Genomic DNA, 17,542 nt, shown 5'->3' with positions numbered 1-17,542 from the left:
TAACGGTTCCCCGGCAACGTGGAGAGGATATCGACCCCGGGAGCACAGAGCTCCACCTCAGGCCCCCGACAGCTCCAGATGGGGAGGGTATTGTCGCTCTTTAAAGCGCTCACCGCCAGACATTTGGCGTACTTGGCGGGATATCCGACCGCACCGCCGCTATTGCCGGCGGCGCAGACCAGGAGGGTGCTTTGTGCCGCGTAGTTGACGTAGCTCTCCACAGCAGACGGAGCCGAGCTGGCGCCAAGGCTCATGTTGGCGACGTCGAAGGTGCAGCCGTAGTACTTCCTCATCCAGTAGAGCCCCGACATCAGCCAGCTCCATTGTCCCGATCCTCCGTTGCTGAGGACCTTTATGGCGTAGACATAAGCGGAGGGTGCGATCCCCACCACTCCAGATCCGTTGATCTTCGCTGCGATCGTCCCCGCCACGTGGGTTCCGTGACCGTGGCCGTCGACCCAGCTCTCACCAGGGACGAAGCTGATACCGCCGAGGAGATTCCCGCTGAGATCGTTGTGGGGCCAAATCCCCGTATCCAGGACCGCAACGTAAATGCCCTTCCCCCTGGTCGCATCCCAGCACATGGGGGCCTTGACCCTGGAGACGCCCCAGGGGATGACGTCCGCCTGGGCAGACGGCCCTTCCTCCGCAGCCCCCGGCTCACCCATTCCGCCGAAGAGGCCGCCGCCGGGAAGCATCTCTTGAGATACGAGGTCCAGAGCGTAGATCTTACCGTCGGGCTCCACGGAGTCGACGTTGGGGTCCTTACTGAGGACGCCCGCCTCACCGGCGGTCAGGGCGGCGAAGACGGTGGGATTCTCAAAGTCGTTGATGTCCAGGGCGAGCACCCCTTCAGGATCGTCGGGAAGCGCAAAGCCCGCGGCGCATGCGCCCACGTCCACGAAGTTCAGCCTCGGACCTACGTTCTGCTGCAGAATATCGGTCTTATCGGTCTTCTTGTCCGTCCTTCGGTCCTTCCTCTTGAAGGTCACAATGTACCGCTGTTTTTCGCCAAGTTCTTCAATCATTTTTTTGCCTCCGTGATCGTTGAACTGACGGCATTATTTCAATTTTCTACTACATAACTCTTTTGATAATATAGATCCTTTAAGGCACTTTCAAAGATTGATATTTGATGACATAATTTCGGATATGATAGCGCAAAGTATCTTATTTTCTTAGGCATAATTGGCGTCAGAGGCGATGTGCCGATGATCGAAGATGATCCGAATGTCACAAAATTCTGATGAGCGGGGGAATATAAATCCACACTATTAAGGAAAGATCAGGACGTTCAATGCCAATTTTTTCCATGAAGGTTGTCAGTCGTGCTCCCAAGATCATATATAATTGGGCACATCTCACCCTATTGACCTTTAGCGATATTTTTCGAACCGATCGCGATCGTCTGACCGGTCATCGACGGCGATAATTTCAGGCATAGGCTGAAACTCCTGATATCTTGGGGACGGCAGCCATCTAAACCCCTATCCTCTGCAGGTCCCGTCCGACCTCGACTTTTGTCTCATCGGCGAGGCCCGCCCGAACGTCCCGGACCATCTCCTCCTCGCGGCCGACCGTCTGGGGGTACAGGTGGGTGAGGACGATCCTCTTCACCCCCGCTCCCCGGAAGGTCCCCCCCAACCAGAGGGGAGTCGAGTGGTTGGTGACGACGAAAGGCTCGGGAAAGGAGCACTCGTGGATCAGAAGGTCGGCCCCCCTGGCGAGTTTCCTCATCGACGCTGCTGGCTCGGTATCTCCGGAGTATACGGCGGCCATGGCCTCTGATTCGATCCTGTATCCGAGGGCAGGGAGGCTGTGGACCGCCTCGCCCGCTCTGATCATCAGGCCCGAAAGGCTGAACTCGTCGCCGGGCCGAACGATGGTGATGGAGACGTCCAGCTCCTCCAGGTAAGGGTATAGGCTCCGGAGAGCCTCAAACCACGCCTCCGTCCCATCGGGCCCGAAGACCGAAATCTCGTTCGCCCCCATCAGCCACCGGGCCTTGGCGAGGGCGAGAAGGTCAGAGACGTGGTCGAGATGAAGATGAGTGAGGAGGACGACATCGATCTCCAGGGGCGAGAGGCCCGCCTCCGCCAGCCTCAGAAGAGCTCCTGCGCCGCAGTCGAAGAGGAGGGGCTCTTCGGCCCTGACCACGAGCCCCGCCTGAGCCCGGCCCGAGTGGGGGATGCCGACCCCGGTTCCAAGAAGGGTCACCTCGAGTTCCATGATACCCCTTGGGAATTGGAGGGAGATAGAGTTTGCCGACGGCTGGACCGGTCGGTTTTAAGTATCTCCAAAGAATCAGATCTCAAAGGCGATAATCTGACCTCAAGATTGATCAAGGTGATATTTTGAAGGAGAACGTCATCAAGGACCCAGGGCTTGCCGAGAAGGGCAAAAAGAGGATCGAGTGGGCGAGAAGACACATGCCCGTCCTCCAGAAGATCAGAGAGGAGTACATAACTGAGCGGCCCCTGGAAGGGGTCAGGGTCGTGGCCTGTCTCCACGTCACCGTCGAGACCGCAAACCTGCTATCCACCCTCACCGCGGGCGGAGCCGAGATCGCGGTCACAGGGTCAAACCCCCTCAGCACCCAGGACGACGTGGCCGCGGCCCTGGCCGAGGAGGGGATGTACGTCTACGCCTTCCACGGAGAGAACGACCAGGAGTACTACGACTGCATCAACCGGGCTCTGGACATCGGCCCCAACGTCACCCTCGACGACGGCGCCGACACCATCGCCACCATTCACAGAAAGAGAACAGAGCTGGCCGCCGATATCCTGGGAGGCTGCGAGGAGACGACGACCGGGGTGATCAGGCTCCGGGCCCTCGCCGACGCCGGCGAGCTGCTGTACCCGGTCGTCGCCGTCAACGATGCTGAGACGAAGATGATGTTCGACAACCGGTACGGAACCGGCCAGAGCACCATCCACGGGATCATGAACGCCACCAACTTCCTCTTCGCCGGCAAGAACGTCGTCATCGGCGGCTACGGCTGGTGCGGCCGGGGCCTCGCGACCCGGGCCAGGGGCATGGGCGCAAACGTGATCGTCGTCGAGATCGAGCCCCGAAAGGCCCTGGAGGCGGCCATGGACGGCTTCCGGGTGATGCCGATGATCGAGGCCGCCCCCATCGGCGACCTCTTCATCACGGTGACCGGGGACATCTCCGTGATCAGAGGAGAGCACGTAGAGCTGATGAAAGACCAGGCGATCGTCGCCAACAGCGGCCACTTCAACGTCGAGATCAACATCCCCGAGCTGGAGGAGATGGCTTCGGGGATAGGCGAGGTCCAGGAGAACGTGGTGGAGTACAGGATGTCTGACGGCCGCAGGATCTACCTCCTGGCCGAAGGGAGGCTGATCAACCTCGCCGCCGCCTACGGCCACCCGCCAGAGGTGATGGATATGAGCTTTGCAAACCAGGCCCTCTCCGTCCGCTACATAGCCGAGCACGGCCCCGAACTGGAGAGAAAGGTCTACTCCGTACCCTCGGAGATCGACAAGAGGGTAGCGACCCTGAAGCTCGAGGCCATGGGGATAGAGATCGAGACCCTGACCTCCGAGCAGTACAAGTACCTCCACAGCTGGGATATTGGAACCTGAGAGGGGTGAGGAGATGGACCTGAAGAGAGAGGCCGTCGAGGCCTACCTCAGAAGACTGGAGGGGGAGGATGCCGAGCTGATCGGGATGAAGACCCTCGGAGAGACGGTGGCCACCAACGAGGACGTCAAGGGCTTCGGCTACGGAAGCCCCGTCCTTCTGGAGTACCGGTCAGGGAGGAGGACCAAGTCTGCGGTCCTCTCGACGATGAGAGTCCAGGAGGGGTTCGGCCACGACCACTTCTCCGACCGGGCCCAGGTCCTCCTCTGGCAGCACTCGACCTTCGGAAGCCTCCCAAAGCACGCTCGGTCGATCGACGTCGGCTACTTCAACCCCGCGGGAAGGCTCAGCTCCTGCGGCGATGCCAGCGAGTTCTTCATCCTGATGGAGAAGATCGAGGGGAAGGAGTACTTCTTCGACCTAGAACGGGTGAAGGAAGAGGGGGCGACGGAACTGGATATGAAACGGGCAGAGATCCTCTCCACCTACCTAGCCGAGATCCACGCCAAAAAGAAGGACTCTCCAGCCCTCTACCGGCGAAAGATCAGGGAGACGGTCGGCCACGGCGAGTGCATCATGGGGATCCTCGACGACTACCCGAAAGATCCGGACTTCCTTGAGCCCGGAGAGCTCTGCGATATCGAAAAGAAGTGCGTCGAATGGAGGTGGCGGCTCCGGAAGAGGACCAGCCGGCTCTGTCAGGCCCACGGCGACTTTCACCCCTGGAACGTGATGTTTCGGTCCGGGACCGACTTCTCAGTCCTGGACAGGTCCCGGGGCGAGTGGGGCGAGGCCGCCGACGACGTCACCGCCATGACGACGAACTACATATTCTACTCGGTCCAGAAGAGCTTGAGGCTTGAGGGCGGCCTCAAAGACGTCTTCGAGCTCTTCTTCGAGAACTATCTCGACAGAACCGGAGACGAGGAGCTTCTATCGGTGATCGCCCCCTTCTTCGCCTTTCGGATGATGGTGGTGGCGAGCCCCACCTGGTACCCTCTCCTCGCAGGCGACGTGCGGAGGACCCTCTTCAACTTCCTGGAGAACGTCCTCGACTCTGAGGAGTTCGACTACAAGAAGGTCAACAGCTACCTCGAAAAGCCGCGGATCTGAGATGGAGACCCGGTACGCCTTCGAGCTCTCCGGAGAGCACCCGACGATCCCAAGGAGCGAGGCCTGCGCCCTCCTGGAGATCTGCTCGTCGGGGTATGCGATCGTCTCCGAGGCCGAGCGCTGCCTCGTCGTCGAGGCAGGGGACCTCGACCGCTCCCGGCTGGGGTTCAGGATGGCGATGACCCATCGAGTCGTCGAGATCTTGGCGGAGGCCGAACCCTCTCCAGAGGGCTTGGCCGAGGCCGCCAAATCCCTCGATCTTCCAGCCAAAACATACAAAGTCAGGGCGAAGCGGCTGGGGGAGGCGCCCCTCGGAAGCGACGAGGTGGAGAGGATGGTGGGCTCTGCCCTCTGGAAGAGGGGCTACAGGGCCGACCTAAAGAGCCCTGAGATCGAGATCAGGGCGTTGGTCACAGAAGAGGGGGCCTTCCTCGGCCGGGAGGTGGCCAGAGCCGATAGGGCCGGGTTTCGGGCCCGGCGACCCCACCTAAAGCCCTTCTTCCATCCCGGAACGATGCTGCCGAAGCTCTCCCGGGCCCTGGTCAATTTGGCCATGGTCAGGGAGGAGGAGAGGCTCCTCGACCCCTTCTCCGGGACTGCCGGGTTCCTGGTGGAGGCGGGGCTTCTGGGGATCAGGGGACTGGGTCTCGACGTCCAGGAGGGGATCGTTTTGGGATCCAGATCGAACCTGGAGGGGCTCGACTGCGCCCTGATGGTCGGGGATGCCGCAAGGCTTCCTCTCAGAGACCGATCCATCGAGGGCGCCGTCGCCGACGCCCCCTATGGCAGGTCTGCCCTGATCCAGGCGGGGTCGAGAGACGAGCTTCTGGCTGGAAGCCTGGCGGAGCTCAGAAGGGTGCTCATACCAAAAGGAAGGATGATCTACGTCGACGATAGGCCCGTCGGCGAATCGATCCAGGATGCCGGGTTTGAGGTTCTCGAAACCCACGCCGAGAGGGTCCACCGCAGCCTCACACGGCAGATCTTCGTCTGCAGGTGACGAAACCTCGACCAGAGGTGGATATTCTCCTTGGCCCACGGCTCGAAGCATCTCCTACCCTCACCGCGCCCTGCTCGAGGATCTCGCGGCCCACCCTTCGAAAAACGCCTTGAAATGGGCTTAAAGGCGGTCTTTTGGCTGGTATAAAGGTCCCGTTCCTCGGGAATATTCTTCGTCCAATTTGGCCAAAATGGATTGAGACAAACGTTTAACTATCTTCAGTTTTACTACATTAGTATCCCTCGCGCAGATAAGCGCAGCAGTTATATATTATCAAGACGGCAGTGCTTTGCTGAGGCAAAATATATGTAATAGGACACCGGAAGTGCTTGTCGGAGGAGTAAATCGTCCGGGCGACATTCCGCCCGGATGCGATATGATTTAAAATGATAAAGGGGCATTTTATGAATCTCAGACAGCCAAACTCCAACGAGGCGATCGGAACGTACAACCGGTCGAGAAACGTCGCGCCCATGTCCGGGATCTGCACCCGATGTATCGACGGCTGCAGGGGCGGTTGTGATATATGGTTATCCTCTTTCAGGGGCCGAGAGGTCCTCTATCCCGGGCCTTTCGGAGAGATCACTGCGGGGGCAGATAAGGACTATCCCCTGGACTACTCTCACATAAACATCCAGGGATACGCCGTAGGTGCAAAGGGCCTGCCCGAGGGCGTCGATGCCAACCCCGACACTGCCGTATTCCACGAGGTTGATACCGAGACCGAGTATGGATGGGACAGAACGGTCAAGATGAAGGTCCCCATCTTCACCGGCGCCCTCGGCTCGACGGATATAGCCGAGGCCAACTGGGAGCACTTCGCCATCGGTGCAGCCATATCAGGGATCACCCTTGTATGCGGCGAGAACGTCTGCGGCGTCGACCCGGATCTGGTGCTGGACGGCAAGGGCAAAGTCGTCAAGTCTCCGGAGATGGACAGAAGGATCGAGACCTACAGGCAGTTCCATGAGGGGTACGGCGAGATCTTGGTCCAGATGAACGTCGAGGACACCAGGCTCGGAACCGCCGAGTACGTCTCCGCGAAGCACGAGCTGGACACCCTGGAGCTGAAGTGGGGCCAAGGCGCAAAGTGCATCGGAGGTGAGATAAAGGTCCAATCCCTCGAAAGGGCCCTTGAGCTGCAGAAGAGGGGCTACATAGTGAGGCCCGACCCCACCCTTAAGGAAGTCCAGATGGGCTTCAAGGACGGCGCTATCAAGGAGTTTGAGAGACACTCCCGCCTCGGCTTCGTCACCAAAGAGGGATTCCTGGAGGAGGTCGACAGGCTCAGAGACCTCGGATTCAAGAGAATCACCCTCAAGACCGGGGCCTACTCCATGGCCGAGCTCGCCATGGCCCTGCGCTACGGGTCGGAGGCGAAGATCGACCTTCTCACCATAGACGGCGCTCCCGGCGGCACGGGGATGAGCCCCTGGCCGATGATGAACGAGTGGGGAGTTCCGAGCTTCTACCTCCAGTCCCTGGCCTATGAGTTTGCAGAGAAGCTTCATAAGAAGGGCATGAGGGTGCCAGATCTCGCCATGGCGGGAGGCTTCTCCTCTGAGGACGGCGTCTTCAAGGCGATCGCCATGGGCGCGCCCTACTTCAAGGCGGTCTGCATGGGCAGAGCCCTCATGATCCCCGGGATGGTCGGAAAGAACATCCAGAGATGGATCGAGGCGGGAGAGCTTCCGAAGTCGGTCTCCAAGTACGGAACCAGTGCCAAGCAGCTCTTTGTCACCTACGAGGAGCTGGCTGAGAAGTACGGAAAAGAGGTCGAGAAGATCCCCCTGGGAGCCATGGGCATCTACACCTATGCCCAGAGGTTCCAGATCGGACTGCAGCAGCTTATGGCCGGAAGCAGGAACTTCAGCCTGAAGACCATCTCCAGAGATGACATTATGGCCCTCACCGAAGAGGCGGCGAAAGTATCGGGTATCGCCTACGTTATGGACGCCTATAGGGACGTCGCCGAGGAAATTCTGGACGGCTGAGGGCGAGATGGAACGACGGTGTGCAAAGCGCAGACGGTTTTAGCTTTACGTGCCCGCCGCAGAGGACGTATGTGCGATATTATCGCACATACACCAATATATTATCTTTATGTCAACATCATCTCAGCAGATATACGCAGTTTTTGGATGGTGTCGTCTGCCACGGGAAGAGGTTGCTTCTATCCTCGCACCAGACATATATAAATCGAGTATCCAGTGGTCTTTATGATGGGATCGCCTCGTATCTCGTCCATAATGGATACAAAAATTTCTGATATAATAAAAATCATAAAAAGTTGATCTCAATATTCATGCTTAAATTCAGTACTTATTCTTATTAGTATTTGACAGATATATAATCAAAAATTTACAAAAATTTCATCAGTTCTGTTGCTTATTCTGCTCAGATCCTCATCAGAAATACTTAAATATCAATATTCGGACAGTTTATTCCCTTTTGCCATAAATAAATGTAACTCATAAGATTTAACTAGCCGGTGCTGACATGGGCTTCCTCCGAACTCGTCGTGATCGAGTTTTTGGTAGAAGCCAAAAAGGGTGATAAAGGGATGGCAGAACTCAACCCATTTGAAATAGCTCAAGAGCAGCTGGACAACTGTGCAAAAATACTGAAGCTGGCCGACGATGTGCGCGAGGTACTTCGAAACCCCATGCGTGAACTCCACGTATCCATTCCCGTCCGCATGGACGACGGAAGGACGAAGGTCTTCAAGGGTTTCCGAGTCCAGTACAACGACGCCAAGGGGCCGACGAAGGGCGGCATCAGGTTCCACCCCGAGGAGACGGTCGACACCGTCAGGGCCCTGGCCGCATGGATGACCTGGAAGTGCTCTCTTCTCGACCTCCCCCTCGGCGGAGGAAAGGGCGGCGTCATCTGCAACCCCAAAGAGCTCTCCGAAAACGAGCTGGAACGCCTGAGCAGAGGATACATCGACCAGATATGGCAGTTCATAGGTCCCAACAAGGATGTCCCGGCCCCCGACGTCTACACCACCCCCCAGATCATGGCCTGGATGATGGACGAGTACTCGAAGATCACAGGTAGTAACGAGTTCGGCTGCATCACCGGCAAGCCTGTCTGCATAGGGGGCTCCTGCGGCCGCGACGACGCGACCGCCCGCGGTGGCATGTATACCATCCGGGAGGCGGCAAAAGAGCTCGGCATAGACCTCTCCAAGGCCACCGTCGCCATACAGGGTTATGGAAATGCCGGATGCCATGCAGGATTCCTCGTCAGAGACCTCTTCGCCTCCAAGGTGGTGGCGATCAGCGACTCCAAGGGCGGCATATACAACAAGGACGGCCTCGACCTCGATCTCGCCTGCAGCGTCAAGGAGGACACCCGCACAGTGACGAACTCCCCCAGAGAGACGACTCAGAAGATCTCCAACGAAGAGCTGATCGAGCTCGACGTGGACATCCTGATCACCGCCGCCCTAGAGAACGTCATCACCAAAGAGAACGCGCCCAACGTCAAGGCCAAGATCATTGCAGAGCTCGCCAACGGACCAACCACGCCCGAGGCTGACGAGATCCTCTTCAAAAATGGCGTTCACGTGATCCCCGACTTCCTCTGCAACGCTGGCGGCGTTACCGTATCCTACTTTGAGATGGTTCAGAACATCGACCGGTACTGCTGGGACGTCGAAGACGTCTACAAGCGGCTCGACGACAGGATGACCCAGGCCTACCACACCGTCCTCGACACCTCCAAAGCTTACAACATAAACATGCGGCAGGCAGCTTATGTCGTCGCCGTCAACCGCGTCGTCGAGGCGATGAAGATGCGCGGCTGGATCAAGATGGCCTAGATCGGATTCGTCTGTTTGTTATATCCGCATAGGGGCTGAAGAACGAGTGGGTAGGAGGCGGCCGCCCTCCCGCCGTATCCCTCTTTTTTGAATCAGTTTACTTCGATGTTGCGATCTTACTTGATCTGCACGATCTTCAAGGAAACTGGCCTGAAGCTGAACTTTCGAGTTCGCGCCGACCCACCCGAAGGAAAGATGCTGCCCCAGGGGATAAATATATCCTTTTTCCTCCACAGCGCACCGGCAGAGACAGAGATTGCCATCAAATGGATAAGGGATATATAAAGAGATGAATCATACCCAATAATTATGGAAGTTCGCCTTGGAGGAACAAATAGATGAAACTGAACCTCACCGCCGAGATATGGGAAGGGGATCGAGCGTACATCTCGAAATGCCCCGAGCTGGGAATATCGAGTTTTGGCGCCACGCCCGAGGAGGCCCTCGACAATCTGGAAGAAGTTGCGTGGTTTTACCTCGACGATGCCGAAAGTCGGGGCATCATCGCCGACGTGGAGGCGGCAGCGGCTTCACCCCACAAGTTCGCCTCGATGATAGAGCTGGTCAGATAGAATAGCAATCTAGCGGCCGAATGTTAAGGCCAAGGCCGGAAGTGGACATCTCCCGCCAGCCTCGACCACCTTCCTCGTGATTGGGGGACTGCCTAGCTCGATGAGGTTGCCCTCTTCTTCTCTTTCCCCTCGTCCCTGCCCAAGGTCGGGTTGAAGGCCTGAGGCGAAGTCTCCACCAGCTTGTGCCAGTTATCGCGCTCCCAGAGCATGGCAGATCTATCCTCCTCGGGGATGAACTGGCGGAGCCGGAGGGCCAGGGTCTCCCAGTTGACATCGTGGCCGTCGAAGTCCGGCCCGTCGACACAGGCGAACTTGGTCTCGCCCCCCACCTCTACCCGGCACGCGCCGCACATCCCGGTCCCGTCGACCATCAGGGGGGTGAGGCTGACGATCGTCTTGACGCCGTAAGGCTCGCTGGCCTTGGAGGTCTCCATCATCATGAAGGGACAGCCGTGGACGAAGATTCGATCGACTTTCTTCCCCTCCTCCAGGTATCGGGATATGAAGTCGTTCGTCCACCCCTCCTCGCCGCAGCCGCCGTTTCCCGCGAGGACGTGCAGCTCGTCACTTGCGGCCTCCAACTTATCCTCCCAGAAGATGAACTCCCGACTCCGACCCTCAACGACGGTTATGACATAGTTTCCGGCCTCTTTCAGCGCCTTTATCAGAGGCATGGTGGGCCCTATGCCGAAACAGCCGCAGGCGCAGATGACGGTCCCGAAGTTACCAATCTCTGTCGGTTTGCCCAGGGGCCCCGCGAGGTTCATTATTGAGTCGCCCTCCCGAAGGATGCCGAGCTTCATGGTGCTGGTCCCGAGGACATAGAAGACGATCTCGATGGTCCCCTCTTCAGCGTCCCAGCCCGCAAGCCCCATGGGCATCCTCTCGCCGGTCTCGTCGACCCTGATGATCACAAACTGGCCGGGGCAAGCGACTTTCGCGATCTTGGGCGCTTTTATCTTGAGGTAGATGATGTTGGGGACTAAAACTTCCTTCTCCACTATCTGGTACATCTTCAATCACCACTCGCTCTGCTGAGCTTTACGGCACAGACCTTCAGCTCGGGGATCTTGGCCACGGGATCGAGGGCGGGGTTGGTGAGGACGTTGGTCGGCGTCTCGGCGAAGTGGAAGGTCATGAAGGCCACCCCCTCCGACGACTTCTCCGTTATCTTGGCCTTCGCCCTCACCGTCCCCCTCCTCGAGGCCACCTCCACCAGATCGCCGTCCTCTATCCCCAGGGCCCGCCCATCCTTTGGGTTGATCTCCACCAGCTCTTCATTCCGCAGATAGTTCAGCCCGGGCACCTTCCTGGTCATGGTGCCGGTGTGGAAGTGGCAGAGGACTCTGCCGGTGGTGAGGATAAAGGGATACTCATCGTCGGGAAGCTCCATGGAGGGGCGGTAGCTGACCACCGAAAAGAGGCCCTTTCCCCTCGTGAACCCTGTCTTGTGGAGGTATGGCGTTCCGGGATGGTCTGGGTTCGGGCATGGCCACTGAAGGCCGGATTTTTCGATCCTCCCATAGTTAATCCCCCCGTAGCTGGGAGTTAGGGAGGCGATCTCGTCCATGATCTCCGAGGGGTCTGAGTAGGAGAACTCTTCTTCATAGCCCATCCTCCTCCCGATCTCCGAGATGATCATCCAGTCGGGCCTGGCGTCACCGACGGGATCCAGCGCTCTTCTCACCCGCTGAACTCTCCGTTCCGTATTGGTGAAGGTCCCGTCCTTCTCTGCAAAGGAGGTGGCGGGCAGAACAACATCGGCCAGGCTTGCGGTCTCCGAGAGGAATATCTCTTGGACCACCAGGAAGTCCAGCTTCTCCAGGGCCTCGGCGACGTGGGTCGCGTCGGGGTCGCTGATCCGGGGGTTCTCGCCGATGATGTACATGGCCTCGATATCGCCATCGTGGACGGCGTTGAAGATCTCCATCAGGGTCAAACCCGGCTTCTCTGGGAGCGTCCTTCCCCATTTCTCCTCGAACTTCTTACGCAGATCGTCGTTCGCCACCGCCTGGTAGCCGGGGAAGACGTTGGGAAGAGCCCCCATGTCGCAGGCCCCCTGGACGTTGTTCTGGCCCCTCAGGGGATTTATGCCGCTGGCGGGCTTGCCCAGGTTTCCGGTCATCATGGCCAGGTTTGCGAGGGATAGGATGTTGTCTGTGCCGTGAGAGTGCTGGGTTATGCCCATGGAGTAGACTATGGATGAGGGGCCGTTTTGAGCGTAAACCAAGGCCGCCTCTCTGATCGGTTCCATCTCCACGCCGGTGATCTTGGCGACCTCCTCAAGGGATATGTCGGCGAGGGAATCTCTGAACTCTTCAAACCCCTCACACCGCTCCTCGATGAATCCATCGTTGAGGAGGTTCTCTTCTGAGATCACCTTGCACATCCCCAGGATCAGGGGGACGTCGGTGCCCGGCTCTTGCCTCAGCCAGATGTCCGCGAAATTGCAGAGCTCGATCCAGCGAGGGTTGGCGACGATGATCTTCGCGCCCCTCTTCTTCGCCTCCTTGATCTTGAGGGCGATCACAGGATGCTGCTCTGTGGTGTTCGATCCAATGATGAATATGCAGCCTGCGTCCTTCAGCTCATCGATGGAGTTGGTCATCGCCCCGCTCCCGAAGGCCGCGGCCAGGGCGGCGACGGTGGAGGCGTGACAGAGCCGGGCACAGTGGTCGACGTTGTTCGTCTCCATCACCAGACGAGAGAGCTTCTGGGCCAGGTAGTTCTCCTCGTTGGTGCATTTGGCAGAGGAGAGGAGGGCGAAACGGTCGCCTTTAGCTCGGGAGAACTTCTCGACGATGAACTCCAGCGCCTCGTCCCAGCTGGCGGGGACGAGCTCGCCATCCTTCCGGATCAGAGGGGTCTTCAGCCTCTCGGGGCTTTCGACGAAGTCGAGGCCGAACCGCCCTTTGACGCAGAGCTGACCGTTGTTCGGGGTCTCGCCCCTCCTTCCTCGAACTCGGACGATATGGCCGTCCTGAACCCCGATCTCCATCACGCAGCCCACGCCGCAGAAGGGACATGCAGTGACGACGAAGTCGCTCGGCTTCTCCCATCTCTCGGACCGGGCGTACAGGGCACCGGTGGGGCAGACGTCGACACAGGCACCGCAGAACTTGCAGTCCGACTCTACCAGCGAGATCGGTCCGATGGCATGTTGCCGATGGTAGTTCACATCGAAAGAGAGGACCTTTTCTCCCCTGACCTCACTGCAGGTCCGAACACATCGGCTACACAGGATGCAGAGGTTGTAGTCGCGGTCGAAGAACGGCTCCCTCCGAACCGGAAGGTTGCGGTAGGTGGTGGAGTACCTCATCTTCTCCAGCCCCGTATATTTCACCGCGTCCTGGAGCTCGCATTCACCGTCGTTGGGACAGTACTTACAGCCCACCGCCAGGGGGAACTTTCTCATACACTCCCGGAGGTCGGTGCACTCGTCTTTGCGTTCGCAGAATAGGCAGCTCGTCGGGTGGTTGGTCAGGGCCAGGAGCATCTCCAGGGCGTGGCGGCGCATCTCCTGAACCTCTTCCGTCTTCGTCCTCACCACCATCCCCTCCTCTGCAAGGGTGGTGCAGGAGGTGGGATAGACATTCTGACCCTCTATCTCGACGATGCAGAGCTTGCATGAGCCGATGGGCGAAAGGTCTGGGTGGTCGCATAAGGCCGGTATGTAGATGCCAGCCTCTCGGGCAGCTTCGAGAACTGTGGATCCCTTACGAGTCCTGACCGTTCGTCCATCAATGGTTAGTCCGATCTCCTCCACTTTCACCACCGCGTTATTTTAGGAGCTTCAAGGTCATATTTCAAGATTGCTCTATTTTCCGATGGAAATGGACGGCTCAACGGGATATTTGATACAAATGGGGCCTGGCACCCCTGTTCGGGAGGATTTATGTATAAGAGGGACGGAATGCCTCGTCCGCCCATTCATCCTGCAAATGCAGATATCAAAAAAATCTGGGGGCTTTAAAGCGCGAGCCAGGGCGATAAGAGGAAAATGTGGCCGAAGGTCAAGAATATGCGATGGGATTCGATTTAGCAGAGCCGAAAACCGAAAAGATTTAAATATCGAGGCATAGGTTGAATGCCACTGCCCAACGCTAGGGGAAATATCGATGTCGGACAGTCACCGTCGAAGACGGAGATGGACTCAAACAGAGATGGCCACGCCAGCCGGGGGGCTATTGCCTCGAACTTTGACGACGAGCACGGGATCATCCGAAAAGGCAGCAGAGCCACAATATCGAGCGGGATACGATGTCTGGTAATAAGAAGAAGCTGAACTTAAATCGGGTTTCCATGCCCAAACAGTCCCCCGAGGAGAGGCGCCATAACTTCCTCGAGGTGGCTTGTGGCTACTCCGAAGAGCAGGCGATCGAAGAGGCCAAAAGGTGCCTGCAGTGCAAGAAGCCCAGATGCATGGAAGGCTGTCCTGTGGGAATAGACATCCCCAATTTTATAAAGGCCATACGGGACGGCGAGATGGAGGACGCAGTCAGGATCATCAAGGCCAAAAACAGCCTGCCCGGCATATGCGGGAGGGTATGCCCGCAGGAGGTTCAATGCGAGAGCCGATGCGTTCTGGAGAAGAAGGGAGCGCCGATCGCCATCGGTCGTCTGGAGAGGTTCGTGGCAGACTGGGAGTCTCGACAGGGGCTTGTGGAGGAGCACGTCTCCGACCAGGAGGCCGAAGGGGTGGACAGACCTTCGGCCGATGTCCAAACTCTCACAGGAAAGAAGGTCGCTGTGGTGGGGGCGGGCCCCGCTGGCCTCACCTGTGCCGCAGATCTGGCCAAGAGGGGCCACCAGGTCACCGTCTTCGAGGCGCTCCACGACGCCGGAGGGGTCTTGATCTACGGTATCCCTGAGTTTCGGCTGCCCAAAGGGATAGTCCGGTCTGAAGTGGACTACGTGGAGAGCTTGGGCGTCGAGTTCGAGCTTGACTCCGTCGTAGGGAGGCTGGTCCAGGTCGACGAGCTCTTGAAGAACGGCTTTGACGCCGTATTTCTGGGGATCGGGGCAGGTGCACCGCGATTTCTCAACATCCCCGGCGAGAACCTCAACGGTGTCTACTCCGCCAACGAGTATCTCACCCGAGTAAACCTGATGAAGGCCTACAAGTTTCCAGAGTACGACACCCCCATCCGACAGGGCAAGAGGGTGGCGGTGGTGGGTGGCGGAAACGTCGCCATGGACGCCGCTCGATGCTCCGTGAGGCTGGGGGCGGATGAGGTCCACGTGATCTACCGCCGGTCCGAGGCCGAGATGCCGGCGAGGCTGGAGGAGATCGAGAACGCCAAAGAGGAGGGGGTCATCTTCGACTTTCTGACAAACCCCACCCGATTCGTTGGAGACGACCGAGGGCGGGTCGAGAGAATGGAAGTGGTGAATATGGTCCTGGGCGAGCCGGACGCCAGCGGCAGGCGCAGGCCCGTCGCCGAGGAGGGGTCTGAGCACATGGTGGACGTGGATACCGTCATCATCGCCGTGGGCACCATCCCCAACCCCCTGGTTCCGGGAAACACCCCCGGCCTCGAGACCACCAGATGGGGAACCCTGGTGGTGGACGACGACGGCAGAACCACCCGGGAGGGGGTCTGGGCCGGCGGCGATATTACCACCGGCGGGGCCACCGTCATCAGCGCCATGGGCGCCGGCAAGAAGGCCGCGGAGGATATCGACCATTGGCTCCGAGAGGATGGCCCTTGGAACCGCTGACGGCCCACCCGGCCGGCATTCACCGCACGATCCCGGCCAGAGGCTCATCGCCGAGCATCTCTGACCCTGTCGAAATGCGGGGAAGCTGCCGTAAATTCATTTTTATTAGAGATTTTAGGGAGAAAGATAGATGGGATTCAAATCACCAAAAGATACGACCTGTTCGGTTGACAACATCGGCTGTAACAAGATCGAGATGGCCTTTGGGCCACTTCTGACGCTGGGATTTCTGGCCGGCGCTTTCATCGCCTTCGGCGGACTTTTGGCGGTGATCGTAGGCGGCGGGGTCCCCGGCCTTCGGGTGGATAACCCCGGTCTGCAGAAGTTCATCTTCGGGGCGGTCTTCCCGGTGGGGTTGATCCTGGTGGTAGTGGCCGGAGCAGAGCTTTTTACCGGCAATACCGCCTGCTGCATCCCGGCAGTCCTCTCCAAGAAGGCCTCCTGGGGGGGGCTCGCTCGAAACTGGACGGTATCTTACGTCGGAAATTTCATAGGCTCGATATTTGTGGTATTCTTCCTGACCTATCTTACGGGCCTTTTGGCCACCGATCCGTGGCTTGGGACCATCAACGGCATAGCCGAGGCGAAGGTATCCCAGGGCTTCTGGGCCCTATTCTTCAAGGGAGTCGGCTGCAACTGGCTCGTATGCCTCTCGGTCTGGCTCGCCATCGCCTCCGACGACGTGGTAAGCAAGGTTCTAGGTATATGGTTTCCGATTATGGCCTTCGTAGCCATCGGGTTTGAGCACAGCATCGCCAACATGTTCTTCATCCCCTCGGGGATAATGTACGGGGCGAGCGTCACCTGGGCCCAGTTCTTCACCGTCAACCTGATTCCGGTGACTTTGGGGAACATCGTAGGCGGCGGCCTCTTTGTGGGCGCAATCTACTGGTATGTATACGCTCGGCAGAATGGCTGAAATATCTTTAAGAATAAGGGTGGGTCGAAACGCCCTACAGGATTTTCGACCCTCTACCTCGGTTTATGGCGGTGGGCTCAGAGGTTTTCGGTCTATCCTCTGATGGAGATCACGTTTTCGCAGTAGCCGTCCCCGGAGCACATTCTCTTGGTGTACAGCTGACTGCACTTGGGGTTGAGGTTCTCCACAGCGGATCTGCAGTAGGCCTGACAAGCTTCGGACAGCTCCTCGGGATCTCGCCCCTTCCGGTCCGCCTCCTCCAAGAGGGGGCATCCGGTGATCTTCATCACCAGCTTATCCTCGGCGGAGTCGGAGATCTCCCAGTCGAAGTTGGGGCCGAAGATTACGCTCGATACGACGCCGAAGACCTCGTCGAGGTCGGAAGTTCCCTTATAAAGCCTCTCCTTTAAAACTTGCACCTCTCAACACCTCAGAGACCTTGTTTGGAGGCGGATGATTTGTATCTGTTTGAGATATTTTCACAGATAGTATGAACAGTTAAGAACGGATCATAAACGTCGGGGAGGAAAGAGGAGCTCTCCTGGCGTCGTGTAGGTGACGGCCTGCACCCCCCTTTCAGCTTATCTTATTCAATCTGGGCGATCACTGCAGGAATCTCCGCCGGCTCGCCCAGATGGCACAGGATTTTTAGCATTTGTTGGAGATCACTCCGAGATCCCCTTGACGAACTCTTCGATGGGGACTGCTGGCAGAGTCATGGTCTTGAGGGTTCCCCTTGAACCGAGCTCTGCTGCAATCTTGAACATGGTCATATCGTCATC

13 protein-coding genes are annotated in these 17,542 nt (G+C 58.3%); 8 read left to right on the top strand and 5 right to left on the bottom strand.

The annotated features are described in order from the left end of the window. A partial coding sequence (locus tag ACP5EL_RS05260) for a S8 family serine peptidase (RefSeq protein ID WP_428401433.1) occupies window positions 1-1,028 on the bottom strand: 1,028 nt, incomplete at its 3' end. Window positions 1,029-1,479: 451 nt separating this feature from the next. Next, window positions 1,480-2,229, bottom strand: coding sequence for an MBL fold metallo-hydrolase (locus ACP5EL_RS05255; protein WP_428401432.1), 750 nt, complete (start codon window positions 2,227-2,229; stop codon window positions 1,480-1,482). A gap of 125 nt (window positions 2,230-2,354) precedes the next feature. On the opposite strand from ACP5EL_RS05255, the gene ACP5EL_RS05250 reads away from it, so the two are divergent. The 6 genes from ACP5EL_RS05250 (at window position 2,355) to ACP5EL_RS05225 (ending at window position 10,120) form a co-directional block, all read left to right on the top strand. Beyond that, the gene (locus ACP5EL_RS05250) at window positions 2,355-3,611 is read left to right on the top strand and encodes an adenosylhomocysteinase (RefSeq protein ID WP_428401431.1); all 1,257 of its coding nucleotides are present in this window, start codon (window positions 2,355-2,357) and stop codon (window positions 3,609-3,611) included. 13 nt (window positions 3,612-3,624) lie between these two features. Next, the gene (locus ACP5EL_RS05245; RefSeq protein ID WP_428401430.1) at window positions 3,625-4,722 is read left to right on the top strand and encodes a phosphotransferase family protein; all 1,098 of its coding nucleotides are present in this window, start codon (window positions 3,625-3,627) and stop codon (window positions 4,720-4,722) included. A gap of 1 nt (window position 4,723) precedes the next feature. Continuing rightward, window positions 4,724-5,722: a THUMP domain-containing protein gene (locus ACP5EL_RS05240; RefSeq protein ID WP_428401429.1), complete on the top strand. Its 999-nt coding sequence runs from the start codon at window positions 4,724-4,726 to the stop codon at window positions 5,720-5,722. 404 nt (window positions 5,723-6,126) lie between these two features. Further along, the gene (locus ACP5EL_RS05235; RefSeq protein WP_428401428.1) at window positions 6,127-7,716 is read left to right on the top strand and encodes an FMN-binding glutamate synthase family protein; all 1,590 of its coding nucleotides are present in this window, start codon (window positions 6,127-6,129) and stop codon (window positions 7,714-7,716) included. 569 nt (window positions 7,717-8,285) lie between these two features. Further along, window positions 8,286-9,548, top strand: coding sequence for a Glu/Leu/Phe/Val family dehydrogenase (locus ACP5EL_RS05230; protein WP_428401427.1), 1,263 nt, complete (start codon window positions 8,286-8,288; stop codon window positions 9,546-9,548). Window positions 9,549-9,886: 338 nt separating this feature from the next. Continuing rightward, entirely contained in the window at window positions 9,887-10,120 is a 234-nt protein-coding gene (locus ACP5EL_RS05225) for a type II toxin-antitoxin system HicB family antitoxin (RefSeq protein WP_428401426.1), read from the top strand. A 92-nt stretch (window positions 10,121-10,212) separates the two neighbouring features. Here the strand turns inward: ACP5EL_RS05225 and ACP5EL_RS05220 are convergent, their stop codons facing one another. Further along, window positions 10,213-11,133: a sulfide/dihydroorotate dehydrogenase-like FAD/NAD-binding protein gene (locus tag ACP5EL_RS05220; protein WP_428401425.1), complete on the bottom strand. Its 921-nt coding sequence runs from the start codon at window positions 11,131-11,133 to the stop codon at window positions 10,213-10,215. Between the two features lie 2 nt (window positions 11,134-11,135). Then, window positions 11,136-13,886, bottom strand: coding sequence for a formate dehydrogenase subunit alpha (fdhF, locus tag ACP5EL_RS05215; protein ID WP_428401434.1), 2,751 nt, complete (start codon window positions 13,884-13,886; stop codon window positions 11,136-11,138). Window positions 13,887-14,380: 494 nt separating this feature from the next. On the opposite strand from fdhF, the gene gltA reads away from it, so the two are divergent. Both gltA and ACP5EL_RS05205 read left to right on the top strand, forming a co-directional pair. Then, on the top strand, window positions 14,381-15,841 hold the full coding sequence (gltA, locus tag ACP5EL_RS05210) for an NADPH-dependent glutamate synthase (RefSeq protein ID WP_428401424.1): 1,461 nt from the start codon (window positions 14,381-14,383) through the stop codon (window positions 15,839-15,841). Window positions 15,842-15,971: 130 nt separating this feature from the next. Continuing rightward, a complete protein-coding gene (locus ACP5EL_RS05205) occupies window positions 15,972-16,760 on the top strand; it encodes a formate/nitrite transporter family protein (RefSeq protein ID WP_428401423.1) in 789 nt (262 codons plus the stop codon). A 92-nt stretch (window positions 16,761-16,852) separates the two neighbouring features. Here the strand turns inward: ACP5EL_RS05205 and ACP5EL_RS05200 are convergent, their stop codons facing one another. Continuing rightward, the gene (locus tag ACP5EL_RS05200) at window positions 16,853-17,179 is read right to left on the bottom strand and encodes a hypothetical protein (protein WP_428401422.1); all 327 of its coding nucleotides are present in this window, start codon (window positions 17,177-17,179) and stop codon (window positions 16,853-16,855) included. Between the last annotated feature and the right edge of the window lie 363 nt (window positions 17,180-17,542).

Origin of the sequence: Methanocrinis sp., assembly GCF_049974945.1 — an archaeon.
Lineage (GTDB): Archaea > Halobacteriota > Methanosarcinia > Methanotrichales > Methanotrichaceae > Methanocrinis.
This window is presented reverse-complemented; position numbering and strand designations above follow the sequence as displayed.